18 protein-coding genes and 1 tRNA gene are annotated in these 25,321 nt (G+C 66.0%); 12 read left to right on the top strand and 7 right to left on the bottom strand.

Annotated elements, in window-relative coordinates; translation table 11 throughout:
* Positions 1–21: 21 nt before the first annotated feature.
* Positions 22–654, bottom strand: coding sequence for an RNA polymerase sigma factor (locus CAL26_RS20765; protein ID WP_094848628.1), 633 nt, complete (start codon positions 652–654; stop codon positions 22–24).
* A gap of 409 nt (positions 655–1,063) precedes the next feature.
* On the opposite strand from CAL26_RS20765, the gene CAL26_RS20760 reads away from it, so the two are divergent.
* Both CAL26_RS20760 and CAL26_RS28830 read left to right on the top strand, forming a co-directional pair.
* Positions 1,064–1,333, top strand: a complete 270-nt coding sequence (locus CAL26_RS20760) for a hypothetical protein (RefSeq protein ID WP_094848627.1) — start codon at positions 1,064–1,066, stop codon at positions 1,331–1,333.
* Positions 1,334–1,489: 156 nt separating this feature from the next.
* On the top strand, positions 1,490–3,142 hold the full coding sequence (locus CAL26_RS28830; RefSeq protein WP_306437101.1) for a methyl-accepting chemotaxis protein: 1,653 nt from the start codon (positions 1,490–1,492) through the stop codon (positions 3,140–3,142).
* A gap of 30 nt (positions 3,143–3,172) precedes the next feature.
* Here CAL26_RS28830 and CAL26_RS20750 read toward each other — a convergent pair whose 3' ends face one another.
* From CAL26_RS20750 to CAL26_RS20735, 4 genes are all read right to left on the bottom strand, one after another.
* Positions 3,173–5,314 (bottom strand): putative bifunctional diguanylate cyclase/phosphodiesterase, encoded by a 2,142-nt coding sequence (locus CAL26_RS20750; protein ID WP_094848625.1) that lies wholly within the window; start codon positions 5,312–5,314, stop codon positions 3,173–3,175.
* 10 nt (positions 5,315–5,324) lie between these two features.
* A complete protein-coding gene (locus CAL26_RS20745) occupies positions 5,325–5,981 on the bottom strand; it encodes a hypothetical protein (RefSeq protein ID WP_094848624.1) in 657 nt (218 codons plus the stop codon).
* Entirely contained in the window at positions 5,981–6,355 is a 375-nt protein-coding gene (locus CAL26_RS20740; protein WP_094848623.1) for a response regulator, read from the bottom strand. Before CAL26_RS20740 ends, CAL26_RS20745 begins: the two co-directional genes overlap by 1 nt.
* A 196-nt stretch (positions 6,356–6,551) precedes the next feature.
* Positions 6,552–8,501, bottom strand: coding sequence for an LTA synthase family protein (locus CAL26_RS20735; RefSeq protein ID WP_094848622.1), 1,950 nt, complete (start codon positions 8,499–8,501; stop codon positions 6,552–6,554).
* A gap of 229 nt (positions 8,502–8,730) precedes the next feature.
* Here CAL26_RS20735 and CAL26_RS20730 point away from each other — a divergent pair, with 229 nt between their 5' ends.
* Complete coding sequence (locus CAL26_RS20730; protein WP_094848621.1) at positions 8,731–11,013, top strand: AsmA family protein; 2,283 nt, start codon at positions 8,731–8,733, stop codon at positions 11,011–11,013.
* 18 nt (positions 11,014–11,031) lie between these two features.
* On the opposite strand, the gene CAL26_RS20725 is transcribed toward CAL26_RS20730, so the two are convergent.
* Entirely contained in the window at positions 11,032–12,627 is a 1,596-nt protein-coding gene (locus CAL26_RS20725) for a sensor domain-containing diguanylate cyclase (protein WP_094848620.1), read from the bottom strand.
* 284 nt (positions 12,628–12,911) lie between these two features.
* Between CAL26_RS20725 and CAL26_RS20720 the strand changes: the two genes are divergently transcribed.
* A complete protein-coding gene (locus CAL26_RS20720; RefSeq protein WP_094848619.1) occupies positions 12,912–14,303 on the top strand; it encodes an HdeD family acid-resistance protein in 1,392 nt (463 codons plus the stop codon).
* Complete coding sequence (locus CAL26_RS20715) at positions 14,300–15,286, top strand: Lnb N-terminal periplasmic domain-containing protein (protein WP_094848618.1); 987 nt, start codon at positions 14,300–14,302, stop codon at positions 15,284–15,286. The genes CAL26_RS20720 and CAL26_RS20715 overlap by 4 nt, the downstream gene beginning before the upstream one ends.
* 87 nt (positions 15,287–15,373) lie before the next feature.
* On the opposite strand, the gene CAL26_RS20710 is transcribed toward CAL26_RS20715, so the two are convergent.
* Positions 15,374–15,449, bottom strand: a tRNA-Lys gene (locus CAL26_RS20710).
* A 211-nt stretch (positions 15,450–15,660) separates the two neighbouring features.
* On the opposite strand from CAL26_RS20710, the gene CAL26_RS20705 reads away from it, so the two are divergent.
* The 7 genes from CAL26_RS20705 (at position 15,661) to CAL26_RS20675 (ending at position 25,315) form a co-directional block, all read left to right on the top strand.
* Complete coding sequence (locus CAL26_RS20705) at positions 15,661–16,035, top strand: nucleotide pyrophosphohydrolase (protein ID WP_094848617.1); 375 nt, start codon at positions 15,661–15,663, stop codon at positions 16,033–16,035.
* A 133-nt stretch (positions 16,036–16,168) separates the two neighbouring features.
* Positions 16,169–16,438 carry a hypothetical protein gene (locus CAL26_RS20700; protein ID WP_143277463.1) on the top strand — a complete coding sequence of 90 codons (270 nt, stop codon included), beginning with the start codon at positions 16,169–16,171 and terminating at the stop codon, positions 16,436–16,438.
* A 515-nt stretch (positions 16,439–16,953) separates the two neighbouring features.
* A complete protein-coding gene (locus CAL26_RS20695; RefSeq protein WP_094848615.1) occupies positions 16,954–18,213 on the top strand; it encodes a nucleotide sugar dehydrogenase in 1,260 nt (419 codons plus the stop codon).
* Between the two features lie 50 nt (positions 18,214–18,263).
* Positions 18,264–20,744: a hypothetical protein gene (locus tag CAL26_RS20690; protein ID WP_094848614.1), complete on the top strand. Its 2,481-nt coding sequence runs from the start codon at positions 18,264–18,266 to the stop codon at positions 20,742–20,744.
* On the top strand, positions 20,741–22,828 hold the full coding sequence (locus tag CAL26_RS20685) for a glycosyltransferase (protein ID WP_094848613.1): 2,088 nt from the start codon (positions 20,741–20,743) through the stop codon (positions 22,826–22,828). The genes CAL26_RS20690 and CAL26_RS20685 overlap by 4 nt, the downstream gene beginning before the upstream one ends.
* 35 nt (positions 22,829–22,863) lie before the next feature.
* Entirely contained in the window at positions 22,864–23,967 is a 1,104-nt protein-coding gene (locus CAL26_RS20680; RefSeq protein ID WP_256988546.1) for a polysaccharide biosynthesis/export family protein, read from the top strand.
* Between the two features lies 1 nt (position 23,968).
* Entirely contained in the window at positions 23,969–25,315 is a 1,347-nt protein-coding gene (locus CAL26_RS20675; protein WP_094848611.1) for an ABC transporter permease, read from the top strand.
* Positions 25,316–25,321: the final 6 nt, after the last annotated feature.

The raw sequence follows: 25,321 nt of genomic DNA, 5'->3' as shown, positions 1-25,321 counted from the left end.
TCGGCGGAATGATCCGCCGGATCAGGCGTCCAGTCGGACGCCCTTGGTTTCCAGCTTGGAACGCAGCGCGGCGCGGGCCCGCGACAAACGGCTGCGTATGGTGCCGACGGGTACCGTCAGCCGCGCGGCCGCTTCTTCGTAGGTCAGATCGTTCAGGCCCATCATCAACAGGATGCTGCGCATGTTTTCGGGGAGTTCCGCGATGGATTCTTCCAGCAGGCGCAGGGTCTGGTTCTGCTCGGCGGCGTCGTCCGGGGTCAGGTCCTGGGACGCATGGTCGCTGAGCGCGTCTTCGCCGACGAAGAAGTAGCGGCATTCGGGCGCGCGCGACAGGTAGTTGCGCACCAGGTTCAGGGCGATGCCGTAGAGCCAGGTGGAAAGCTGCGATTCGCCGCGGAAGCTGTGGTACGACTTGGCGGCTTCCAGGAAGGCTTGCTGCGTGAGGTCTTCCGCGTCGGGGCAGTTGCCGATGTGCTTGATGATGAAGCGGTGCAGGCGGGTGGCATGGTTCTGCACGAGTTCCCGGAAAACGGCTTCATAGGCACTGTGCGACGTTGCAATCGCGATGCTGGCGCTGGTCACATTGGCGGTCGCGTCGTAAGCGATGGGCGGTGCCGCCTGGATGCCATGGTGATGGTCGTGGAGATATCGCATGGAATAGCCAAAAGGTCACGGGGCGAGCCAGTATGGCGCAATACCCCCAGGCCTCGACCGAACCGTGCAAGCAGAAATTCAGGTTCGTTAAACGGTGGCGAAATCGTTCCATGAACGTACGGAAAGCGCGTTTATCCACGTGCTGAAAGCGCCGTGGGAATATGTCCTGGCACCTGTGCGAAGACATGGCGTTCCGGCCGCATCGCTAGCCGGATTGTGGGAAATTTCCGAGGCTGGTTCCACGCCTCTCATCTGCCGCGGCTCAGATTTTTCGCGTACCCGAAGCCCGCGCCGGTTCCTAGAATGCCCTCCGGCCTCGCAGGCGCGTGACATCGCGGAACGCTGGCGTCCTCCCTCCGCCAGACCCGTCGTCCACCCTTGCGAGCGCCCTCAAGCGAGGAGCCGGGACATGGGTATGAAGACGATGTATTGGGTGTCGCAGATCTTCTCTTGGAACTACATCGACGTCGCGGGCAGGACGCATGGGCGCATAGACTGGTTCGAGGACATACGTGACATCGGCTACTGGTGGCAGACGGCTTTCGAGACGGGCGTGTGTCCCAGCGTGGAGCAAGCCAAGCGGGGGGTGGAGGACGCGGTGATGCGGCGCCGCATGGCGCTGGAAGCCCGCTACCTGGCCGGCGTGCACGCCGCCGCGGAACCGAGCGCGGTGCTGTAGTCGCACTTTCCTGTAAAAAAGATAAAATTTCCTTCGAAATATTGCGAGGTTGGACGGCAGGTCGGCGCCCCGGGCGCCGGACGGCGGGTCCACCGCGTCCATGGTTCAGGAAATCTGCTTCTACGGGTGGTGCAAATGCGGTTGAAGGAACAAAGCGTGGGAGCCCGGCTGGCGCTGGGCTTCGGGGTGGTGCTGGCCCTGCTGGTGGCCTTGGCGGTACTGAGCATGGTCCGCATGCGGTCCGTGGACAGCAGCTTGAACATGATCAATGGCATCAACAGCGTGAAGCAGCGCTATGCCATCAATTTCCGCGGCAGCGTGCATGACCGCTCCATCGCCTTGCGCGACGTCGTGCTGCAGGGCTCGCCCGCGGAAGTCGCCAAGGTCGTGCAACGCATCGAGACGCTGGCGCGCGACTACGCGGAATCGGCGCGTCCGCTGGACCAATTGTTCGCGCGCGAAGTGGTGCTGCCCGAGGAAAAATCGGCGCTGGCGCAGATCAAGGAATCCGAGGCGCGCACCATGCCGCTGATCCAGCGGGTGATTGCCTTGAAGCAGTCGGGCAAGGGGCAGGAAGCCACCGATCTGCTGCTCTCCCAGGCGGCGCCGGCCCTGGTGACCTGGCTGGCCGACATCAACCGGATGATCGACCTGGAGGAAAAACTGAATCGCACCATCGCCATGCACGCGCAGGAAGTCTCCGGCCACTTCGAGCTGGAGATGGCGGCGCTGTCGCTGTTCGCGGTGGTGCTGGGCGTGTGCGTGGCGGCCTTGTTCGTGCGCGGCCTGCTGCGACAGTTGGGCGGCGAGCCCCGCGACGCCACTGAAATCGCCAACCGCATCGCGCAGGGCGATCTGAGCGTGCAGGTGCGCGTCAAGGACAACGACAAGACCAGCCTGCTGTTCGCGGTCAAGAGCATGCGCGACAACTTGTCCGGCATCGTCGGGCAGGTGCGCGCCGGCACCGATACCGTGGCGGCCGCGGCAGCGCAGATTGCCGCGGGCAGCCAGGATTTGTCGTCGCGCACGGCGCAGCAGTCGGCCTCGCTGGAAAGCACGGTGTCGTCCATCGAGCAGTTGACGGCGACGGTGTCGCAGAATTCCGATCATGCACGCGAAGCCAATACGCTGGCGGTGTCCGCGTCGGAGATCGCGACGCGTGGCGGCGCGGTCGTCGGTCAGGTGATCGACACCATGGCATCGATTTCCGAGTCGGCCCGCAAGATCGTCGATATCACCGGCATCATCGACAGCATCGCGTTCCAGACCAATATCCTGGCCCTGAATGCCGCCGTGGAAGCGGCGCGGGCCGGCGAGCAGGGACGGGGCTTCGCCGTCGTCGCGTCGGAAGTGCGCGCGCTGGCGCAGCGCAGCGCCGCGGCGGCCAAGGAGATCAAGGCCTTGATCGACGATTCGGCGCAGAAAGTGCGCAGCGGCAGCGAGCTGGCCACGCAGGCGGGTGTCACGATGGAAGAAGTGGTGACCAGCGTGCAGCACGTGACGTCGCTGGTCGGCGAGATCACCGGCGCCAGCGTGGAGCAGGCGCAGGGCATCGAGCAGGTGAACCGGACCATCATGCAGATGGATACGGTCACGCAGCAGAATGCCCAGTTGGTGGAGCAGGGCAGTTCGGCTGCCGCGGCCTTGCAGGCGCAGGCCGCGACCTTGTCGCAACTGGTCAGCGTGTTCCAGGTGCAGGCCACCGCGATCCGTTTGCGGGACAGCGCCGATGGGTATGGCGCGGCGGGAGCACATGGATCCGCGGTCCAGGCTGGCGGCGCCGGGCAGACGTCGTTGCTGGCGGCCTGACCCGGCGGGCCTTGTCGCGGACGAGGCAGATCAGGCGTAGAACTCGGCCGGCATGGGCTTGCCCAGGTAGTAGCCCTGGCCGAACTGGCAGCCGCGCTTGAGCAGGGCGTCCTGGTGCGCCTCGGTTTCCACGCCTTCGGCGACGATCTGTATGTTCAGGCTGGCGCCCAGGGCGATGATCGCTTCGACGATCGAGCTGGCCCCCGGGTTCTGCACGAAGGACTTGTCGATCTTCAGGGAGTCCACCGGGAAGCGCTGCAATTGCGTCAGGGATGCATAGCCCGTCCCGAAGTCGTCCAGGGCGATGCCCACCCCCGCCTGATGCAGGGTGCGCAAGGCGTCCTCCACCGCGTCGGCGCCTTGCCCCAGGTAGACGCTTTCGGTGATCTCCAGCGTCAGCTGGTCGGGGCGCAAGCCATATTGCGCGAGCATGGCCAGGATATGGCTGGCCAGGTCGGAACGATAGAACTGCGCGGCGGCGACGTTGACCGACACGCGCTTGAAGTCGAAACCCTTGTTCGTCCAGCGCCGCATCTGCTCGCAGGCGTTGCGCAGGGCCTCGTCGCCCAATAGCGGCGCCAGCGTCTGGTCGTCGAAGGCGGCGTTGAAATAGGCCGGACCCAGGATGCCTTTTTCCGGCAACGACCAGCGCATCAGCGCTTCGAACCCCGACAGCGTGTGCGTGCGCATGTCGTAGATGGGCTGGTAGTAGAGAATGAATTCCTTGCGTTCGATCCCGCGCCGTACGTCGCGCAGCAATTGGACGCGCTCTTGCAGGCGGTCGCGCATTTCCGGTTCGAATGCCACCGTACGGTCGCCGCCGGCTTTCTTCGCCTGATAGAGCGCGATATCCGTATTGCGCACCAACTGGTCGGCGTCCCCCGCCTGCGCGGGGGCCTCGCACAAACCTATGCTGACCGAGGCCGACAGCGTCTGCTCGGTGTAGTAGATGGGTTGCTTGAGCTGCAGGCGCAACTGGTTCATCTGCTCGATCGCCTGCTCGAGCGTGCCATTGGGCGGCGCGATGACGGTGAATTCGTTGCTGCCGACCCGCGCGGCAAAGGTGCCGACCGGGAAATACGCGGCGATGCGCTTGCCGACTTCGATCAGCAGCTGGTCGCCCGCATGGTGGCCGATGGTGTCGTTGATGTCCTTGAATCCATCGATGTCGATGGCGATCAGGACGATCGGTTCGAGCCGCGAGAAGTGCCTGCCGAGTTCCAGCAGGAAGGCGCCGCGGTTCGGCAGGCCGGTCAGCTTGTCGGTGTAGGCCAGCTCGTGGAAACGCTGCTGGGATTCGACCTCGTCGGTAATGTCCTCGACCAACCCATGGACGTGGACGACCTGGCCTTCCTGCGTTTCCGGTTCGGCCAGTACGTGGATCCAGCGCGAGGAACCGTCCAGCCGCCGGATGCGCCGCCGCGAATCGTAGCCTTTGCCGTCGCGCAGCAGCCGGGCGAAATCGTCGCGCGTGTCGAGCAGCGCGTCGCCGGGATAGAAGCGGCGCATCATGGTGTCCAGCGTGGGCTGGATCGTGGGGTCCATGCCGTAGATCTCCAGCGCCTGCTCGCTCAGCGTCAGCTGGCCGGTGATCACGTTGTATTCCCAGCCGCCCACCTTGGCCAGGCGGAAGGCGCGCGCCAGCAGCTGTTCGCGCCGCCGGGTATCGGCCAGGGCCTTGCGGCCGCGCAAGGCTTCGCTCGCCATGGCGGCGAAGTCACGCAGGCGTTGCGCGTCGTCCTCGGAAAATGTCCGGTGGTCGGTGTCGGCGATGCACAGCGCGCCGACACGCGTGCCATCAGCCAGCGTCAGCGGCGCCGCGGCGAAAAACTGGACGGTCGGGGCGGGGCCGGTGGCGGCGCCCCCGCAGAGGCCGTCATGCGCGGCCAGCGAGGCCGCCGTGGCGGTGACGATGCCGGGCGAGTTCAGGACGGGATAGCTCCACCGGGCGAGCAGTTCGGCGGTGCGCCGGCAGGCGCCGCTGGACCACAGGCTGACCGGGCTGGCGTCGCGCAGCCAGGTTACCGCAAACATCGAGACGCCAAAAAAAAAGCCGGTCAGCCGACAGAGTTCCTGCACGCCGGGCAGGTCTTCGCCTTCACGCAGACCCAGCACGCTCAGCGGAATGAGCGGCGCCCCGTGATCGGAGTTGATGTTGGGCCAGGCGGTCATGCCGGAGACCTCAGGCGTGATCTGCCGCCGGCACGTTCAGCAGCCAGCCGCCGTCCTGCTTGACCAGCTTCCATCCGTAGAACGAGGCTATTTTCTTCGCGTCTTCCAGCGAGATGGGCGGGGCGCTTTCCGGCTGCAGGGTGCGGGTGGTGGCATCCGGCGGCGCGGGCAGGGACCGGGCAGCCAGTCCATGCGGTCCTTCCTGGCTGATCTGCAGGACGCCGCGTTCCGGCAGGCCGTAGATCGCCAGGATCATCCACGCCATCAGCACGTAGCGGCTGGGCCGATGGGCGACCGGCGTCGCGTGGGGAAAGTCGTCGATCTGCACCTTCTTGCCCGACAGCAGCAACTGCGAAAACGCCAGGCGCCGGCATTCCTGCAGGATGCCCTGGACGTCCATGGCGGGGCTGTCGTCCTGGAACCAGTTGTTCAACAGGCGGATCGCCGCCACGCTGTCGTCCAGCATGGTGTCCAGGTCGCCGACGAAGGGGGGCGGGTCGGTTTCCGCGACGGTGCCCTTGGAAATGGCTTTTTCCAGCAGCACGATCGTGAGCTTGGCGTTGGATAGCGGTTTCAGCGCGTCGTGGCGCAGCACCGGGAATACGTGCGCGAGTATCCTGAACTGAATGCCTTCCACCAGATGAAGGTCTTGATTGCCGGCCCGCATTATGTCGTCTTTTCCCCAGGAGTACCCAGCAGGCGTTCCAGCACGGACAGATCCAGCGGTTTTTCCAGCCAGGCGTCGAAATTGACAGCCTCTACCCGGTCGTTGTTCCGCGGCAGGCCGCTCAGCGCAAGAATGCGAAGTCCCTTGCCGTAAGTGGCGCGCAGGCGCGCGGCCAGCTCGTAGCCATCCAGATCGGGCAGCACGATGTCGGTGATGACGACGTCGGGGCAGCGCGACGCGCAGGCGGTAATGGCTTCGCCGGCCGTGGCCGTCGTCTGCGCGGCATGGCCCAGCAGTTCGACGAATTCCGACAGCAGTTCCGACGCCATCTCGTTATCGTCCACGATCAGGATCTGGAGGGTTTTGTCGGTCATTCTGGGGTTTTCTCCTGGCACGCGAGCGATGTTGTTTGTCCGGTAGTGTGACACGTTTAACAAAGGCAACAGCCCGTACGGCAGGATAATGATACAGACAGCCGTGGAAGTTTCTATTTGTTTCTAAATCATTACCGATCGACGGCGCGCCGCCGGGACCGCGGCACCGGGACCGCGCCACATTCGTCCGGAGCGGTCAGGCTCTTTCGAGCCCGCTGCGCAGTGATGGGGCGGTCCGGCTCGCCGAGCCGTGCAGTGCGGGCAACGCGTAGCGGCCTTCGCGATACGCCCAGCTGGGCCACAGCGCGTGGGCCAGGGCTTCGCGCACGAGACCGGCGTCGACAGGGGCGGCTTCATACGTTTCGGGCTGCCCGTAGCGGTACTGCACCGGCGCCTTCTGCGGACCCAGCACCAGCAGGCGATCGCCTTTCAGGTACCCGTAGTTGTCGCCGTATTGCATGATCGCGCGGCCCGGGTCGCCTTCCTGGAGGGCACGCGTCAGGTCGCGGCCCAGCATGGGATGGCGGCTTTCGACGCCCATGAGCGACAACAGCGTGGGCGCCAGGTCGACCTGGCTGATGATGCGGTCATCGCGGCGCGCGGCCACGTCGGCGCCCAGGATCAGCGCCGGTATGTGGAAGTGCCGTACCGGCACCAGGCTGGCGCCCGACACGCGCGAATCGTGGTCGGCGGCGATCAGGAAAACGGTGTTTTCCCAATAGGCCGAGTTCCTGGCCTGTTCGAAGAAGCGCCCGAGTGCCCAGTCGGCGTAGCGGACGGTATTTTCGACCGTGGCGGGATTGCCGTCCGGCTGGATGCGGCCGGTGGGATATTCCCAGGGCGTATGGTTGGACACCGTGAAGGCCAAGGTGAAGGTGGGCTGCTCGCCATCGCTGCTCAACAGCCGATGCAGCTGGTTGAACATGTCTTCGTCCGAGGCGCCCCAGGTGCCGACGAACTGCGGATCCACGAATTCGCCGCGGTCGACGATCTGGTTGAAACCGTTGCCCAGGAAGAAGCCCTTCATGTTGTCGAAGTGCGCTTCGCCGCCGTAGATGAAGCGGGAATGGTAGCCCTGCCGGCCCAGCAGATCCGCCAGCGTGAAGAAACCGCGTTGCGCATCAGGCAGTTTGACCACGGCCTGCGCCGGGGTCGGCATAAAGCCGGTGACGACCGCTTCCAGGCCGCGCACCGAGCGCGTGCCGGTGGCATAGGCCCGCGTGAAATTCCAGCCATCGCGTGCCAGCGCATCCAGGCATGGCGTCAGCGCCTGCCCGCCCAGGTTGGCCACATATTGGGCGCCCAGGCTTTCTTCCAGGATGATGACCAGGTTCAGCGGGCGCGCCCGGCGTTGCCCGGGCGTCTGCAGATGCATGCTGGGATAGGCCGGGTCCGCCGGCGGGTGCGGGAGGCCGGCGGCCTGCAACACCTGCGCGTGCATTTCTTCGTCCGGCATGTCGCCGTAGACGGCGGACGCCGATTTCTCGTTCTTCATGCTGTAGACGGCGTACAGCACACTATATAGAGAGTTCAGCGGCAGCATGTTCAGCATGCCGTCGCCGCAGTAGGCCACCGTGGACGGATTGATGGGGCGATGTTGCAGCGTGCCCCGTATGGCCAGTATGCCGATCGCCAGGGCGGCCACGCTGTACAGCGGCATCTGCCACCAGGCCAGGGCGGCGTCGGGGCGCGGCGAACCGAACATGGCGTGGCCGGCCCACGCGGCCAGCGCGACCACGACCAGGCCGCCCACCAGCGGGCCCTTGAAGCCGCGCCACAACATGCCGGAGACTTCGCGCGGGTGCTTCAGGTATTCGACGAAAAGGCGGTTGGGGCGGGCGTCGTATTCGAGAATGAAGGGCGGCGTGGCGACTTCCATGAATACCAGCAGCAGCCATGCCGCCTGGAACCAGACCGAGGTGATGGCGGCCGCGGTCGGGAAATGACCCAGCCAGGGCGCGAAGACGGCCGGTGCGATGGCCAGCACGGCGACCTCGTGCGCGTCGATGCGCCAGCCGCCCCGCAGGATGGGCCAGAGGCCGCCGGCATTGCGCACCCGCTCACGCTGCCAGGCTGCCAGCGCCAACCGGCTGATGGTCAGCATGATCAGCGCCGCGACGATAAAAACGAAACACAGTTGCCGCATGGGCTCTCCTGGCTTGCGCGTGCGAGCCGCGCTGCCTTATGGTCTGACGGGTTCGGCCTCCGGGGAAAGGCGGCCGGTTTGACGGGGGCGAACCCCGGGGCGCAATGTTAATGCGTATCGTGGCGCCGCGCCCTGGCGGGCGGGCCGATGCGGCCCGGCACGGAATATGCGCCGCGCCCGCTACGGACGGGCATGTCCTGACGACTGTCATCGAAAGAAGGCGACAAGAATGGCGCGTAGAAACAAAATCCTTGCCGGTATCGCAGCCGCGATAATTTTAATCCTGGTAGCCGTGGTCGTGTTCCTGGCGACGCTGGACGCGAACCGCTTCAAGCCTTTTGTCGAAGAGAAGGCCTCGGCCGCGCTGGGGCGGCAGGTGGCCATCAACGGCGATCTGCGGCTGGAATGGCGGCGTCCGGAGGACGAGCATGGCTGGCGGGCCTGGATCCCCTGGGCGGAACTGACCGCGGGCGACATCTCGGTCGCGAATACGGACTGGGGCAAGGCGCCGAAGTTCGCCACGCTGAAACAACTGCAATTCCAGGTGGGGCTGTTGCCCTTGCTGACGCATCGGGTGGCCTTGCGGCATATCCAGCTCGGCGAGCCGGCGGTGAACCTGGAGCGCCTGGCCGACGGGCGCGCGAACTGGGAGTTCCAGCCGCAGCAGGATCAGGACAAGGACGCCGACAAGCAGCCGTCGGCATGGGCCCTGGACGTGCGCGAGATCGCCTTCGACAAAGGGACGGTGGCGTATCTGGACGCAACCCGCCAGGCGGATGTGCAGGTCGTGGTGGATCCGCTGGGCAAGCCCATCTCCATCGCCAATCTGGCGGGGGCGGAGATCGCCGGGGACCTGAGCGGATCGAAACGGGCCGCCAGCGGATCCGCCGCGCAGCCGGCGCAAGCCGATGGCAAGGGCCAGGGCGGGCAGGCTGGGCAAGCCGGGCAGTCGAACCCGGCGGGCCAGCCGGGTCAGCCAGGTGCAAGCGATGCCTACGTTTTTGGCTGGCAGGCCAAGGGCAAGTACAAGGGCCTGCCTGTCGATGCGCAAGGCAAGGTGGGCGGCGTGCTGGCGCTGCAGGACACCGACAAGCCCTTCCCGCTGGAGGTCAAGGCCGCATTGGGACACACCAAGGCATCCGCTGTCGGCACCTTGACCAATCCGACGCACCTGGGCGCGCTGGATCTGCGCCTGACCTTGTCCGGCGCCAGCATGGCCGACCTGTTTCCCCTGATCGGCGTGGCCTTGCCGGATACGCCGCCCTACAGTACCGACGGCCGGCTCGTGGGGCGCCTGAACGAACCGCAGGGCGCGGTCTATGAGTATCGCGGCTTCAACGGCAAGGTCGGCGACAGCGATATCCATGGCGACCTGACGTTCACCGACAGCAAGCCGCGGCCACGCTTGCAGGGGCAGTTCACCTCCAACCTGCTGCGCTTCGCCGACCTGGGGCCGCTGGTGGGCGCCGATACCGGCAAGGGCAGCGGCGGCAAGGCGGACTCGGACAGCGCCAAGGTGGCGAAGGCCGAGCGCGCGTCGGGCCAGGCTACCGATAGCGGCAAGACGCCTTCCGACCAGCCGGCGGACAAGGCATTGCCGGTGCAGGAGTTCCGCACCGACCGCTGGAACGCCATGGACGCCGACGTGAGCCTGAAGGCCAAGAGAATCGTCCAGACCGCCGACCTGCCCATCACCGACCTGCAGGTGCGCGCGGTCATGCAGAACGGCGCGCTGGCGCTGACGCCTCTGCGCTTCGGCATGGCGGGCGGCACGCTGGACGCCGATATCCATCTGGACGGTTCGAAGAAGCCCATGCCCGGCCGCGCCAAGATTTCCGCGCGGCGCCTGCAACTGCCGAAGTTGTTTCCCAAGGTGGAAAGCATGAAACGCAGCCTGGGCGAGTTGAACGGCGATGTTGCCTTGAGCGGCACCGGCAATTCGGTGGCGGCGCTGCTGGCCACCGCCAACGGCGAGACCAAAATCCTGATCAACGATGGCGTGATCAGCGCCAGCCTGATGGAGCTGGCGGGCCTGAACGTGGGCAACTACATCGTCGCCAGGCTGTTCGGCGACCAGGAGGTGCCCATCAACTGCGCGGCGGCCGACGTCAAGGTGAAGGATGGCCTGGCGACCCCCGACCTGTTCGTGTTCGATACCGAGAATGCGGTGATCAATATCGACGGCTCGGTGAACTTCAAGAACGAAGCGATCGACCTGGACATCACGCCGCATAGCAAGGGCCTGCGCATCATCTCGCTGCGTTCGCCGCTGTATGTGGATGGCACGCTGAAGAATCCCAAGGCCGGCGTGAAGGTCGCGCCCTTGCTGGCGCGGGGCGCCGGCATGGTGGCCCTGGGCGCGGTGCTGACCCCGGCGGCGGGCCTGCTGGCCCTGATCGTGCCGAGCAATTCGGGCGCCGAGAACCAGTGCTCCACCCTGCTGCAACAGATGAAGCAGCCGCCCAAGGCGCCGCCGCCGAAGCCGGCCGCGAAAGCCCGGCAGGCTCGATAGTCCCGGCCAGGCGTGTCGTCAGGCCGCCTGGCGCGTGGCGAAGCGAAAGCCTTCCGGGTCGGCCGGGGCGGCGACGCAGGTCAGGTTGCGGCCATGGTTCTTGGCCTGGTAGAGCGCCTTGTCAGCCTCTTTCAACACGGCGTAGACGTCGTTGCCGTGGTCGGGATAGCGCGATACGCCGATGGAGATGGTCACCTTGCTGCCCGTCGGGTTGATGGTGTTTTCCATGGCGGCGCGCAGGCGTTCGGCGGCGCGGACGGCGTCGTCCAGCGAGGTCGCGGGCAGCAGCATGGTGAACTCTTCGCCGCCGGCGCGGCCCAGCACGTCATTGCTGCGCGAGCCATGGCGCATCAGCGACGCCAGCATGCGGATGACGTCGTCGCCCATGTCATGGCCGTGGCTGTCGTTGATCGCCTTGAAGTTATCGATATCGATGACCGCCACCGCGAACGGCATGCCCGTGGCCGCGAATTCATCGAGCGCCCGCATCAACCCGCGGCGGTTCAGCAAGGCGGTCAGCGCATCCGTGGTGGATTCGCGGCGCAGGCTGCGGATCTTGTGATTGATGCTGCCCAGCCCAGTGAGCAAGGCGCGTTTCAACTGCGCGGACTCGAAGTACCAGGACTTGACGCTGCGTATGCGGTCGGACGCATCCGTTTCGTCCATCTGCTTGGCGGCGCGCGCCAGCTGCCACAGGGGCTGGGCAATCAGCTTGGACAGCCAGCCGATGCCGAGCAGCAGAATGAGCATCAGCGGCAGCGAGTTGCGGATCGTCATCCACAGCAGGTCGTCCAGGCGCTGCAGCGTGCCTTCGACGGGCCGTTGGGCGATCAGGCCCCAGCCGGTGGAGGGGACCACCGCATAGCCGGCCAGCATGTCGATACCCTTGGTGTTGATCAGGCGGCGCTCGCCGGACACGCCGCGCATGATGTCCGCCACCGCCGGATTCTTCGCGACCGACTCGCCGATGCGCCCCTTTTCCGGGTGATAGATCAGCTTGCCGGTGCGATCGACCACGAACAGGAAGGACCCATCGCGGTAATAGTGTTCGCCCAGCAGGAAATGCAGCGCGTTTTCTTCGTGCAGGTACAGCGTGCCGGCGATGAAGCCCAGATAGCGGCCGCCACGGTCGACGATCGGTTGTGAATTCAGGATGACCCAGCGCCCGGTCACGCCCAGGTAAGGTTCGCTGACCTGCGGCTGGCGCGAACGCAGGGCCCGCTGTACGGGTTCGCTGTCGAGCCGGGCGCCGATCAGCGCGGCCATCGGCGGGTCCACCGTTTGAATCACCCCCGTTGCGTCGACGACGAGCACTGAATTGAAGTGATCGTTCTGCCGCATGAGCCGCTGGGTCTCCGCGACGGCGCGGTCGGGCCCGGTCTCCATGTCCGCCAGCATGCCGGCGCTGTAGGCGAGCTCCTGCCGGATGGTCTTGATGAAGTTGTCGGTCGTGTTGGCGAGCTTGGCGGCGTAGGCGTGGTTGCCCTCCAGCGTGTTCGTGAGCAGGATCTCACGCTGGACGCGGTAGCTGGCGTAGAAGCTGTTGCCGAGCGCCAGCAGCACCGAACACAGGCACAGCCAAAGGATGAGACGGCGCAGGTCGATTCTGAACATTGGAGGTGGGGCGACCCGCGGCGCTACTCAAGCATGGAATCGGAGGATCATACGCCGGGTCTAGTCCAAAGGCGGAGGCTGGCGCCGGGCGAGATGTAACGACGCCGATCGGCAGGCCATAATGTCGCCTTGCCGCGACAAGGGGCGGCCCGCACCGCCGTCCACGCCGGGCCAGGCGCTTCCCGCCGGGGGCGCCCGAACCGGCGCCGGGGCAGGCTGGGGCCCCGCCGGAGCGATACTTGCCCTTCCGTGGCATTACACCCTTGCATGGAGATACTTGCCCCATGAGCCACCTGGTCCTGCTGCTGCTGGGTATCGAGTATTTGCACAGGCGCGCCCGCGCGCTGGCCATTTGCGGCCTGCTGATGCTGGCGGCGGGCGCGGTGATCTTCATCGACGCGCTCGACGGGGTACTCTACTTTCCCCTGGATTTTTTCGCCGCGCTGCTGGTGATCGAAGGCATCGCGACGCTGTCCATCGCCAAGTCGGGCGTCGGCGGCCAACGGGTGCTGCGCTATACCAAGGGCGTCTTCGTACTGCTTGCCGGCACCCTGGTGCTGGCGGGACAGCACCACGGCAATTTCGTGCTGTCGATGATGTTCGGCCTGCTGTTCCTGGTGGATGGCCTGATACAGTGCATCGCCGCCTACGTCGTGCGCTATCCCCGCTGGCGCGTGGTGTTCGCGTCCGGGGTGGCCGAGGTGCTGCTGGCGATCTTCTTCTTCCAGCCTTATCCCACCCACTACGCCGGCACGGTGCCGTACTGCGTCGGCCTGTTCCTGGCGATATCGGGCCTGAAGCTGCTGTGGCTCGCGCGCCGCGTGCGCAATCTGGACGCCAATCCGGCGCTGGCCAGCAATCCCGATCCGTCCTTCATGCCGACGCGCGTCGACGGCCCGGCGCGGAAAGTGTTCGACGGCCCGCCGCTGCCCAGCGAGCGCGCCTTGACCGTGCACGTGTGGACGCCATCGGGCTCGGCCAAGACCGAGACGCGCCATTATCCGGTGGTCAACCGCTATATCGCGGCGGTCGGCGTCAACGGCGTGGTCTCCACGGGCCATGCCGCGCTGGAGTCGCCCGAGGGGGTGTACATCAGCCTGTATCCGGCGGAGGAAATCGATCACTCGCCCGAGCAGTTCGGCGCGTTGCTGCGCGCCACCGCGGACAACAACGTGCCGGGCATCTACCAGCCCGACTACGCCACCGAGTCCAAGGCCTGGTGCCCATCGACCGCGCAGGTGCGTATCCGCAATTACGATGCGGCGAAGCTGCGGGCGTTCTGGGACGACTACCGCGCCGTCGAGATCTACAACCTGACGCACCGCAACTGCTCCAGTTCGGTGTCGGCAGCGCTCGAAGCGGCGCTGGACGGCGTGGTGGGCCGCCTGCACGGTCCGGAGGCAGGCTGGGGCGCGCTGTGGCGCCTGCTGCTGACGCCGGAGCTTTGGGTGGCGGCGCAGATACGCAAGCGTGCCCTGACCATGGCCTGGACGCCAGGCCTGACGCTGGACTACGCGCGCGCGCTCAGCATGTTGGCCGATCCGCGGCCATTCGGTTGGTGGAAGGTGTCGCAGGCGGCGCTGCGTCAGATGGCGGCGCTGCGCGCTGCCTGGCGTCGCCAGGATCGCGAAGCGGTCGCACGCAATGCGCAGACCCACACCCAGACCCAGTCATGACGGCGTTGGCCGCGGCCGCGATGGTGGCTGGCGGCGTGTGGGGCGCGCTGGCGCTGTGGTTCCAGTCGCCCCTGGACGGACGACTGCGCCTGCTGCCGTCGCTGGCGTGGCTCGGCATGATGGCCGCCGCGCTGGCGGGACTGGCGGCCGGCCGCCCGTGGGCCGCGGCGCTGTTCGGCGTCATGCTGGCCGGACTGCTGGCCTGGTGGTTCCTGGGCCTGCGGCCGTCCAATTCACGAGACTGGATGCCCGAGGTGGCGCGAATCACCCACGGCTCGGTCGATGGCGATATCCTGACCTTGCACAATGTGCGCAACTTCGACTGGCGCAGCGCGACCGATTTCGACGCCCGCTGGGAAACCCGCCGCTACGACTTGGCGAAGCTGGCATCGGTGGACCTGGCGCTCTCGTATTGGGGCCGGCCCGCGATCGCGCATGCGCTGGTCTCGTTCGGCTTCACGGACGGCCAGTACCTGGTGTTCTCGGTGGAGATCCGCCGCAAGCGGGGCGACACGTTTTCCGAGATCGGCGGGTTCTTCCGCCAGTACGAACTGTCGGTGCTGGCCTCGACGGAGGAAGACAGCCTGCGGGTGCGTACCAACGTGCGGGGTGAAGACGGCTACCTTTACCATGTCCACATGCCGGCCGGCGCGCCGCGCAAGCTGTTGCTCTCATACGTGGACACCGCTACGCGCCTGCTGCGGCATCCGCGCTTCTACAACACGCTGACGGCCAACTGCATCACGATCGCGTACCGGCTTGCCGACAGGATCGTGCCCGGGCTGCCGCTGGACTACCGGCTGCTGCTGTCGGGCTATCTGCCGGAATACCTGTATCGGATCGGCGCGCTGTCGGGGGCGGACAGCGTCCAGGCTTATCGCGCCGCCGGGCGATACACCGACCGGGCGCGGGCGACGCGGGATCCGGCGGAGTTTTCGCGGAATATACGGCGCGGGGTGCCGGGGATTGGGGGCGAGGCCTAGGGACATGCGCATCCAAGCATGCAAGCCCTGGAATGCAAAAAGCCCACCGCGATTGGTGGGCTAGGTGCGGGTACTGCGAAAGAATTCTGGTGGGCTGTGAGTGGCTCGAACACTCGACCTACGGATTAAGAGTCCGCTGCTCTACCAACTGAGCTAACAGCCCGCTCGGGATTTCCCCGGGGGGTTCCCCCATGCTGGCGACGCGTCACCAGCGAAGAGGGAAGAGTATACACGGATTTATGCGTGGGTCCAAATCGGCGGCGCTCCTCACCTGTAGCCGGCCCTTTCGTGCCGCGGCGTCCGCTACTGGCAGGTGAGGACGCCGGCAGGAACGCGGCGACTACACTTGGCTATCACTCAGCCGGGGAACGGACATGGCAAAAGGGTTGGTCGACGTCGATGGCGCGGCGAAGGCGCTCAGGCAATTTGCCGAGGAGCGGGATTGGCAGCGATTCCATTCGCCCAAGAACCTGGTGATGGCGCTTACGGGCGAGGTCGGTGAGCTTGTCGAGATCTTTCAGTGGATGAGCGAGGCCGATTCACACCGCGCTGCCACCGCGCCCCAAACGGCACAGGCGGTGCGGGATGAACTCGCCGACGTTGCCCTGTACCTTATCCGTCTCGCGGACGTGCTCGGGGTCGACCTCGACGCGGCCATCGCCAGCAAGCTCGTCTCGAATGCCGCGAAATACCCGGTCGAGACATCGCGCGGGGTGAGCACGAAATACGATGCGCTGCCGAGGCAGTGATTGACGGTCACGCGATCGACCCGCCGGTAATCGGCAAGGTCGGCGGCATCAGGATGGTTCCTGCTGAGGCGGTCACTATAATTCACTATAAGCCGCTATAAAGCCCTATAAGTTCTGCCGTCAGGCGTGCCGCTTGTCGATTTTCCTCCGCTGGGGAAGCCTTTCATCGACTGGTTTTGCGCCCAGGAGTCGCCCGGAAATCCTGGGCGCGGCGGTGGATCGGATGCGCTTCGATTTTGCGCTGCGTGCCGAAGACGTCCCGCTACGCTTCGAATCTGCCGTGCGCGAACAGATCGACCAGGCCAACAACGAACTCCTGCGCATCTTCCATAGCCCTCATGCCGCTGCAATGAACCGTCCTGCGGGTGCTGGCCCGCATGAGGCGGGACTATGCGTCTATTGAGCAGGCAACGATGGACAAGCACCGTCACCTGCTCGGGGGGAAAGGGCGGGACCTCGTCACCGGGCAGAATGTCCAGGCGGTGTTGGCATCGCCTAGTGTGATCGGCGGCACACGGCCAGGAAGTGTTACCCAAATGTTTAAGAGTTCATACGGCAACCAAAAAAAACCTTTAGAAATATAGAAAGTACATGGTTTTGTTGCGCCCCCTGTAATGGATGTAATTCATTTGGCGCCATCCGAACCCGTTCTTCCGCACCGCAGAATCAATTTCACAGCAATCAACATTTTTAGAAAGAAAGATTGCTGAACCTTGCGTCTACATTTCGGCGGCCGGTCGTTCGGAGATCAAAAGATTTCCTTCGGTGTCGGTTCCGTTGAGCGGACCTCATCCAATCGCGGCCGGCTAAATCAAACAAATAGTTGCTGATGTTTCTGCTCGTGTGTCTCCCACGGTGGAGATCCTGTGTCCACGACACGAATGAAATAGCGAGGTTCACGTGGTAAAGAGAATCGCAGTGTGCGGCCTGGGATATGTAGGCCTGCCGGTTGCCGTCGCCTTCGCCCGGCGTTTTGATGTCGTCGGTTTCGATGTGGACAAGCGCCGGATCGCGCGCCTGAAAGAGGCGGACGACTGGACCGGCGAAATCGAACGCCATGTCCTGCTTGATTCCACCATCCAGTTCACGGATGAGGTAAACGACCTTCAGGGGTGCGACTTCTTCGTGGTCGCCGTCCCCACGCCCGTCGACGAGAAGTGCAATCCCGATTTTTCCTTGCTGGTGCGTGCCTGCCAGTCCATCGGCCCGGTGCTGCGTCCCGGTTGCATCGTCGTTTTCGAATCCACCGTCCACCCTGGCGCGACCGAGGAAATCTGCGGTCCGGAGCTGGAAAAGGCCTCGGGCCTGCGCTGCGGGATCGACTTCAAACTGGGCTATAGCCCGGAGCGGATCAATCCCGGCGACCGCGAGCATCCGCTGGAGAAGATCGTCAAGATCGTGTCCGGGCAAGACGCCGACACGCTGGAGGCCATCGCCGGCGTCTACGAGAAGATCATCGAGGCCGGCGTGCATCGCGCCTCGTCGATCAAGGTGGCGGAAGCCGCCAAGGTGCTGGAGAACACCCAGCGCGACATCAACATCGCCCTGATGAACGAGATGTCGAAGATCTGCGACCTGGTGGGCATCCGGACGTCCGAAGTGCTGGCGGCGGCGGGAACCAAGTGGAATTTCCTGCGCTTCACGCCGGGACTGGTGGGCGGCCACTGCATAGGCGTGGATCCGTACTACCTGACGTCGAAGGCGCAGGAGCTGGGCTATCACCCTGAAGTCATCCTGTCGGGCCGCCGCATCAACGACGGCATGGCCAATCACGTCGCGTCGCGCGTGGTCCAGGTGCTGGCGCGCAACGGCCGCCTGAACGGCTCGACGCGGGTGGGCATCATGGGCATGACCTTCAAGGAAAACGTGCCCGACATCCGCAACTCCAAGGTCGTCGAGTTGTACAACGCGCTGGGCGAGTACGGCATTACACCTCTGGCCTGCGATCCCATGGCCGATGCGGCCCAGATGGAGCACGAATACGGCATCAAGCTCACGGAGCGGCGTCATCTGAACGACATGGACGTGTTGATCCTCGCCGTGCCGCATCAGCAGACCATGGAGTCCATCTGGGATGACCTGCCGCAGCTGGTCAAGCGCGGAGGCATGGTATGCGACCTGAAGTCGGTGTTGGACAGCAGCCGGCTCCAGCCCGATCTCCTGTACTGGTCGCTGTGAGCGAGGGCGTCGAGCCCCTCACCGTCGATCCATCAACAGAGGTGACCTGAATGACTGCTTTCACGATCGCTCCGGTAGGAACCTGCCGGATCCATACGCCGCTGCGCGACGCCGTGGGGCGCTACCCGATCAAACTGCAACTCGGGCGCAACTATGGCTTCGTGCACACCAGCGCCGAAGCCTTGCAGCAGGTGCGGTTCATGTACGGCAAGCGCGATATTCCCGCCGACGTGCAGCGGCTGATATTCCGCCCGTCCAATGGCGAGCAGGCCCGCCGCGGCACGCACAAGCCGGCCGATCTCTACATGGTCGAACTGTCCTCGCGCAAGCTGCTGACCATAGACGGCTACCCCATCCAGTCGAATTACCTGGCGCGCCATTTCAGCGAGTTCTTCGCCGACCGCGCCAGGACCAGGACGTTCTGGTCGCTGGCCGCCGCCGATGGCCTGGCGGAGCGGCGCGCCTTGCTGGACAAGGATCCGGTGTTCAAGAGCCTGTCCGTGGAGGATCGCGAACTGCTGGCGCGCATCGTCAAGCGCGATCTGACCGATGACGAGATCGAAAGCGATATGCGCGAGCTCGTCGACCTGCTGGGGCAGGACAAAGTGGTGTTCGTCACGCATGTGAACGCGCTGACCCCCGACAACGCGCCGATCGAGCAGCGGCAGCAGCTGATCTCGTCCGTGGGCGCGGGCGCGCAGCGCATCGGCGTGCCGTGCTATGACCCCACGCCGTTGATGAACAAGATCGGCCAGGCGGACGCCATGGAAGACGGCGGGCTGGACCTGACCCATTACACGGAATTGTTCGCCGAGCGGCTGTGCGCGGACTGGTACAAGAACTACATGCGCCCGCGCATGGGCGCGTCCACCCCCGCGCCCGCGGCGGCGAAGCTGGCTGCCGAGGATGCCGCCGAACGCATCGAGAAGATATGGGAATCGGGCGAGCTGCGCGAAGCGTCGCGGCGCACCCGCGACGTGCTGCGCCGTCATCCCGGCACCCCCGACCATGTGCTGCTGCTGGCGCGCATACAGGGAGAGCTCGGCGACCACGAAGGCGCGATCGCCCTGTTGCAGAGCGCGGACGGCGAGATCGCCTCGGGCAGCAAGGCCGAGCAGATATTGATGCGCAATCACTTCGAGCTGGGCCATCACGACGTGGCGTACTCGCTGGCGGCCGGCCTGCTGGGTGACGAGATCGAGACGCCGGAGATCCTGCGCATCGCGGCGATCTGCGCGGGGCAACTGGGCAATGTCGACGAGGCGCTGGGCAGCTGGCGGCAGTTGTTCCGCATCTCGTCGCCTGACGATCCCTTGGCGACGGAAGCGGCCGACACGGTGCTGTCGATGCTGCAGGCAAGCGGCGAGATGGACGCCGCCATACGCTGGGTCGAAGAAGTCCGCGCGGCGCTGCCTTCGTATGGGCGTGGCTATGCGGTGCTGTGGCGCCATCACCTGATGGCTGGCGACCGCGGCGCGCTGCGCGCGCTGGCGGCGGAGTACCCGGCGCTGGCCGATGCCGATGCGCTGGAACTGGTCAAGGAAGCCTCCTGGCGCGGCTTCCTGGTGGCCGCGGCCGGCCTGGCCGTGTCCCGCGGACTGGTGAAGAGCGAGCAGGACGACGTCCGCGCATGGCTGCGGTCGCAGTCGGCGACGTGGGCCGAGGAAGGCGCCCGCGCGCTGGAAGAAGGGCGCCTGCGCGACGCGGCGGAACGGATCTGCGCGCACCGTCTGCTCGATCCCGATGCCCTGGCCGGCGTGCGGGCCCAGCGCGCCTTCGAACGCGCGATGCGCCTGGCCGTCCGCTCGGCATTGCTGGCGGGCAATCACCAGGAAGTGATCGAGCTGACGGATATCGCGCTCGACGCGCATGTCGATTTCCCCGAGCTGGACGCGATGCGCGGACGGGCGGCGGATGCGCTGGGCGACAAGCAGACCGCGATGCGGCACCTGAAGCTGGCGGCTGCCGAAGACGCCGCCCAGTTCAGCACCCGGCTGTACTTCGCCCGGGTGGCTTTCAGCGGCGGCTGGTATGGCGAGGCGATCGATGCCTACACGGCGGTGCTCGCCCATCCGTCGGCCGACCAGGGTGCGAAGGAGGAGGCCGAGCGCCAGCTGGGCCGCCTGGGCCCCCGCTCGATACGCGCGGCGCGCGAGAAGCTGGCCGCCGGCGACCATCGCGGCGCCTGGCAGCTGCTGGACCGGATCGCGCAGTCCTGGCCCGAAATGTCCGAAGTGGCCCACGAAAAGCGGCGCATCCTGGCCGTGTTGTATGCCGAGGCCCGCGCGCTGGATCCGTCGAGCGCGAGCGAGCGCCTGGCCCTGGGGCAGCGCATCGTGCAACTGGTGCCGGACGACGTGATCGGCCTGCGGCTCGCGGCCGTCGGGGCGATGCGCCTGCACCGCTTCGAGCAGGCCCTGCCGTACTGGGAATCCTTGAAGTCGCGTTCCGACAAGCCGGAGCAGTTCGACCACTACATCCAGCGGTGCCAGGTCTGGATCGAGAAAGCCAACCGTAGGAAGGCAGCATGAACCATCCAGCGGAAGCCGAGCAGAAGGACAGTACCGACAGCGCCGCCGAACTCCACCGGGTCCAGGCCCAGTTGGAGGAGATCGTGGCCGCGTCGGGACGGGTGCAGCTGGCGCAGGCCAATCTGGCGCGCGCCGAAGCGCTGGCCGCCGGACACATGGCGGACCCCAAGGTCCGCTACCTGGTCCTGCGGCTGAAGGAAGCGGCGGGCCTGAACGAGGGCATGGCGGAGCAGTGGACCGCGCTGCTGCGCGATTGCCCGCAGGACCCGCAGGTCGTGCGCTACAGCGCGTCCCGCCTGGTCAAGGACCGTCATGTCGATGAGGCCCTGGAACTGGTCAACCGCTACTTTCCGGCGACCGCCCGGAATCCGGACAAGTTGTTCGCCAGGGCCAAGCTACTGAACGACATCCGGGCCTACGAGCAGTCGGATGCGCTGTTCCGGCGCCTGATCGCGCGGCACGGCGACCGTAACGTGCGCGTCGAATTCGCCAAGCGCCTGCGCAAGCGCGGCCTGCTGGCGGATGCCTACGACACGATAAGGCCGGTGGCCGATCAGCTGGCGCCCGGCAGCAAGGCGGCCGAGCTCGCCACCGCCCTAGCGAACGACTACGGGTTCTACCGGCGCTTCGAACCGGAAGAGGGCCTGGCGGGCAAGGACATCAGGATCGTGTCGATGAAGCACGCCATCCTGCATTTCCGCAACCGCTGCGTGGTCGAGGAACCGGCGGAAAACGCGGTGTCGATCGCGCTGGTGACAGGTAGCCTGGGCCCGGGTGGCGCGGAGCGGCAACTGACCCGCCTGGCCGGCGAGCTGCACCGCATGGCGGCGTCCGGCGATCGCACGACGGTCCCCGATCGCCGCCCCGCGTTCATGCGGGTGCGGCCGGAGAAGGTCGAAGTGCTGGTGAAACAGCACACCGAGCCCGCCGGGTCCGGCAAGAAGCAGGGCCTGGATTTCTTCCTGCCCGTGCTGGCCAAGGCGCAGATACCGGTCACGGAAATCAATGGACTGCCGGCGATTTCCACGGCGCATCAGACGGTCACCGATCCTGCCTTGAACCGCCTGCTCGAACAACTGCCCCCGCCCGTGCACTACGGCGTGACCCGCCTGACGCCGCTATTGCGTGAAAACGCGTTCGACGTCGTCAGCCTGTGGCAGGACGGCACCTGCCTGTTCGGCGCGCTGGCGGCGCTGCTGGCTGGCGTGCCCACCATACACCTGGTGTTCCGTGGTCTGCCGCCCAACATCCGCAAGGACCGCTTCCGCGAGGAATATCCGGTGCTGTACCAGGCCCTGGCGCAGATCCCCGGCGTGCATTTCGTCAGCAACAGCAAGGCGGCTGCGCAGGAATATGCGAAGTGGCTGGGCATACCGCTCGAACGCTTCCATATCCTCTACAACGGCGTCCCCGAGCTGCCGACCGATACGTCGCCGGAGGACCAGCGCAAGTGGGAGGCCTTCGTGGCGTCCACGCCCGACGCCACCGAGACCATCGGCGGCGTCTTCCGGCTGGAGCCCGACAAGCGGCCGCAGCTGTGGATCAAGCTGGCCGCGCTGTACCTGAAGCGGCGACCGCAGGCGCGGTTCTTCATCGTCGGCGACGGGCGCCTGCTCGACAATATGGTCGCGCTGGCGGACGAACTGGGCGTGGTGGACCGGCTGATGTTCGTCGGCCTGTCCAATCACGTGGGCTACTGGTATTCGCGCATGGACGCAAAGGTGCTGCTTTCCCGGTTCGAAGGCCTGCCCAACGTCCTGATCGAAGCGCAGCTGCTGGGGGTGCCGGTGGTCTCGACGCCCGCCGGCGGCGCTGGCGAGTGCTTCGTCGAAAACGTCACGGGCCACCTGATCGAGGATCTCGATCATCCGGACCTGAACGAGGCCTGCGACAAGATCGAGTCCATCGTCGACCAGATGCGCGGCAACGAAGTATTGAAGCAGCACAGCCGGCAGCGGGCGCGCGACCTGTTTTCGCTGAACGCGATGCTGGACAAGTTCCTGAGCCTGTGCGTGTCGGTGATGGGCATATCGCAGAACGATGAGCGTATCGCCGTGGGACCCATGCGTTTGATGGAGGCGTGATGGTGGTCCGATCCAGGGGCAGGGCGGCGCCAGCGATGGCGCTGCTTGCCGTGCTTGCGCTGGCGGGATGCCAGCTGCCGCGCTCCGGCCCGATGTTGAGCGAGATGACGTCGGCGCACGACGACAAGGACGTCATCGTCATGCCGGTCACCCGGGACCTGGCGCGCGAAAGCAATATGCCGGAGGTGATGGATTTTCCCGCTCCCTATCGCGACGCCGAGGACGTCGCCTTCGACGTCCTCGTCCCGGGCGACGGCATCAACGTCACGGTCTGGGAACGGGACGGCCTGGGCGTGTTCGCGGCCAACGCCGCCGGCGCAAGCGAACTCGGCACCCAGGAAATCGACCGGATGGGGAATCTGTATGTCCCCATACTCGGCCGCTTCAAGGCTGCCGGCATGACGCTGGCGCAACTGCACGATGCGGTCGTGGCACGCCTGAGCAAGCTGATCGTGGGGTCCGACGTCAGCGTGACCCGCGCGGCGGACGCGCGCGGGCAGATGGTGACGGTGCAGGGCAACCTGACGAAGCCCGGCATGTACCCCATCACGCAGACCACGCAGCGCCTGAGCAGCGCGCTGGCGCAGGCGGCGCCGGTGCAGACCAATCCGGAGCAGCTGGTGATCACGCTGCGCCGGGGCAAGCAGATCGCATCGGTGCGCCTGGCGGACCTGTATCGCAACCAGGACAACGACATCCTGCTGCGCGCGGGCGATGTCATCACCGCCCATGACGCGCGCGAGTACCTGACCGTGCTGGGCGCGGCGGGCACGCAGGGCCGGGTCGCCATCAGCAAGCGCAACTACAGCGTGCTGGACGCGCTGGGCGATTCCAAGGGCCTGGACGACAAGACCGCGGACCCGCGCTCGGTGTTCCTGTTCACGCCCGCCAGGCCCGGCACGCAGGGGGCGCCGGACACGCTGCCCATCGTCTACCAGTTCGACCTGACGCGTCCGGAACAGGTGGCGCTGGCCGGCCAGTTCACCGTGCGCGAAGGGCAGGCGATCTATATCTCCGATGCGCCTTTCACGCAGGTGCAGAAGGTCTTGTCGGCCTTCCGCGTCACCATGAGCGCCGGCTTCAGCGCGACGCGCGCGATCGACAGCGATTCGGGCTCCAGCAACACGGTGAACCAGTAGCGTGTCGACGAGCAATGAGGATCGCATCAAGGACTGGCGCGCGCGCCGGCAGGATCGCGGCTATACGGTAGGGGCGGGCATCGCGGCATGGCGCCTGGACCTGGCCGCGTTGTCCGACGCCAGCATATCGCCGGCGTCGGTGCTGACCCGGCTGGTCGCGCGTCTGCGCGGCCAGCGGCATGACAGCGTGGCGGCGCGGCGGGCGGTGTACGAGGCCGTGCAGGCCGAGCTCGACGCGGAGATCGAGCGCAACGGCTACGCCGATACGTCGGCGGATTTTCCGCGGCGCCGGCTGCGCATCATGGTGCGCCTGCTGGAACTGGACATCCGCGCGGGCGCCGATGTGTTCGCGCCGGGATACATGCCGGCCAGGCTGGCGGCGGAAGACGAACGGCTGGGCCAGGCGCATGAGCGCCGTGAACGGCGGCGGCTGCAGGACGAGGCGCAGAGCGCGCGCCGCCATGCCTCGCGCAACGATATCCCGCTGCGGATCGAGCTGCCCGAGGACGAGGCGCTCGACCTGGCGATCCTGCGTGAACGCCTGCGCGACCTGCACGGCGCGCCCCGCGGCCGCGACGTCGACCAGGGGCGGCCGCGGCTGCGCACGCTGTTGCCGATGTTCGTCTATCAGCTGCGCGTGATGCATGGAGAGAGCCGGATCGCCCTGCTGTGGGCGCTGGTCGGCCCGGTGGTGCTGCTGACGCTGATTTCGTCGCTGTATTTCCTGATGGGAACCCATTACATCCTGGGCATGGATGTGCCGACTTTCTCGCTGCTGGGGGCGACGACCTGGATCATGTTCCGCCAGATCATCTTCCGCAGCAGCACCAGCTATGTGTCGGCGCGCGGCATGCTGAACTTCCAGGGCGTGACGCCGCTGATGGGGGCGGTGGTGCAGGCGCTCATCTATGTCTCGGTGTATGTGGTGGTGTTCGCCGTGCTGATCGGCGCGGGCAGCACGATAGGCTGGATCACCCTGCCGGCGAGCTGGTCGGGCTTCCTGCTGTTCGTAGTGCTGATGGCCGTGGGCGGCGCGTCCGTCGGGGTCCTGTTCGGCGCCATCGCCACCGCCTGGCATTTTTTCCTGCGGCTGGCGCCGGTCATCGAGCGCTTCCTGCAGATTTTCTCGGCGGTTTTTTTCGTATCGGAGCAATTGCCGGAGCAGTTGAAACCCTATTTTCTCTGGTCGCCCTTCGCGCACGGCATGCAGCTGCTGCGGTCGGCGTACTTCAACAGCTACAAGTCCCAGGATGCCAGCTTGAGCTATTTCCTGACCGCGCTCGTGTTCCTGGCGGTGACCGCGCTGGCGGCCGAGCGCCTGGCCCGCAGCAATGTGCAGCCGATGTGAGGCGCC

The organism is Bordetella genomosp. 9 (genome assembly GCF_002261425.1).
In the GTDB taxonomy this organism is placed as follows: domain Bacteria; phylum Pseudomonadota; class Gammaproteobacteria; order Burkholderiales; family Burkholderiaceae_B; genus Bordetella_C.
The sequence above is the reverse complement of the archived record's forward strand: the minus strand, read 5'-3'. Positions and strand labels throughout refer to the sequence as shown.

Coding starts and splice junctions, on each gene's coding strand:
- CAL26_RS20680 (WP_256988546.1), top strand. CDS start 22,864: ATGGCGCTGCTTGCCGTGCTTGCGCTGGCGGGATGCCAGCTGCCGCGC.
- CAL26_RS20740 (WP_094848623.1), bottom strand. CDS start 6,355: ATGACCGACAAAACCCTCCAGATCCTGATCGTGGACGATAACGAGATG.
- CAL26_RS20715 (WP_094848618.1), top strand. CDS start 14,300: ATGACGGCGTTGGCCGCGGCCGCGATGGTGGCTGGCGGCGTGTGGGGC.
- CAL26_RS20730 (WP_094848621.1), top strand. CDS start 8,731: ATGGCGCGTAGAAACAAAATCCTTGCCGGTATCGCAGCCGCGATAATT.
- CAL26_RS20760 (WP_094848627.1), top strand. CDS start 1,064: ATGGGTATGAAGACGATGTATTGGGTGTCGCAGATCTTCTCTTGGAAC.
- CAL26_RS20720 (WP_094848619.1), top strand. CDS start 12,912: ATGAGCCACCTGGTCCTGCTGCTGCTGGGTATCGAGTATTTGCACAGG.
- CAL26_RS20750 (WP_094848625.1), bottom strand. CDS start 5,314: ATGACCGCCTGGCCCAACATCAACTCCGATCACGGGGCGCCGCTCATT.
- CAL26_RS20685 (WP_094848613.1), top strand. CDS start 20,741: ATGAACCATCCAGCGGAAGCCGAGCAGAAGGACAGTACCGACAGCGCC.
- CAL26_RS20725 (WP_094848620.1), bottom strand. CDS start 12,627: ATGTTCAGAATCGACCTGCGCCGTCTCATCCTTTGGCTGTGCCTGTGT.
- CAL26_RS20705 (WP_094848617.1), top strand. CDS start 15,661: ATGGCAAAAGGGTTGGTCGACGTCGATGGCGCGGCGAAGGCGCTCAGG.
- CAL26_RS20745 (WP_094848624.1), bottom strand. CDS start 5,981: ATGCGGGCCGGCAATCAAGACCTTCATCTGGTGGAAGGCATTCAGTTC.
- CAL26_RS20735 (WP_094848622.1), bottom strand. CDS start 8,501: ATGCGGCAACTGTGTTTCGTTTTTATCGTCGCGGCGCTGATCATGCTG.
- CAL26_RS20765 (WP_094848628.1), bottom strand. CDS start 654: ATGCGATATCTCCACGACCATCACCATGGCATCCAGGCGGCACCGCCC.
- CAL26_RS20690 (WP_094848614.1), top strand. CDS start 18,264: ATGACTGCTTTCACGATCGCTCCGGTAGGAACCTGCCGGATCCATACG.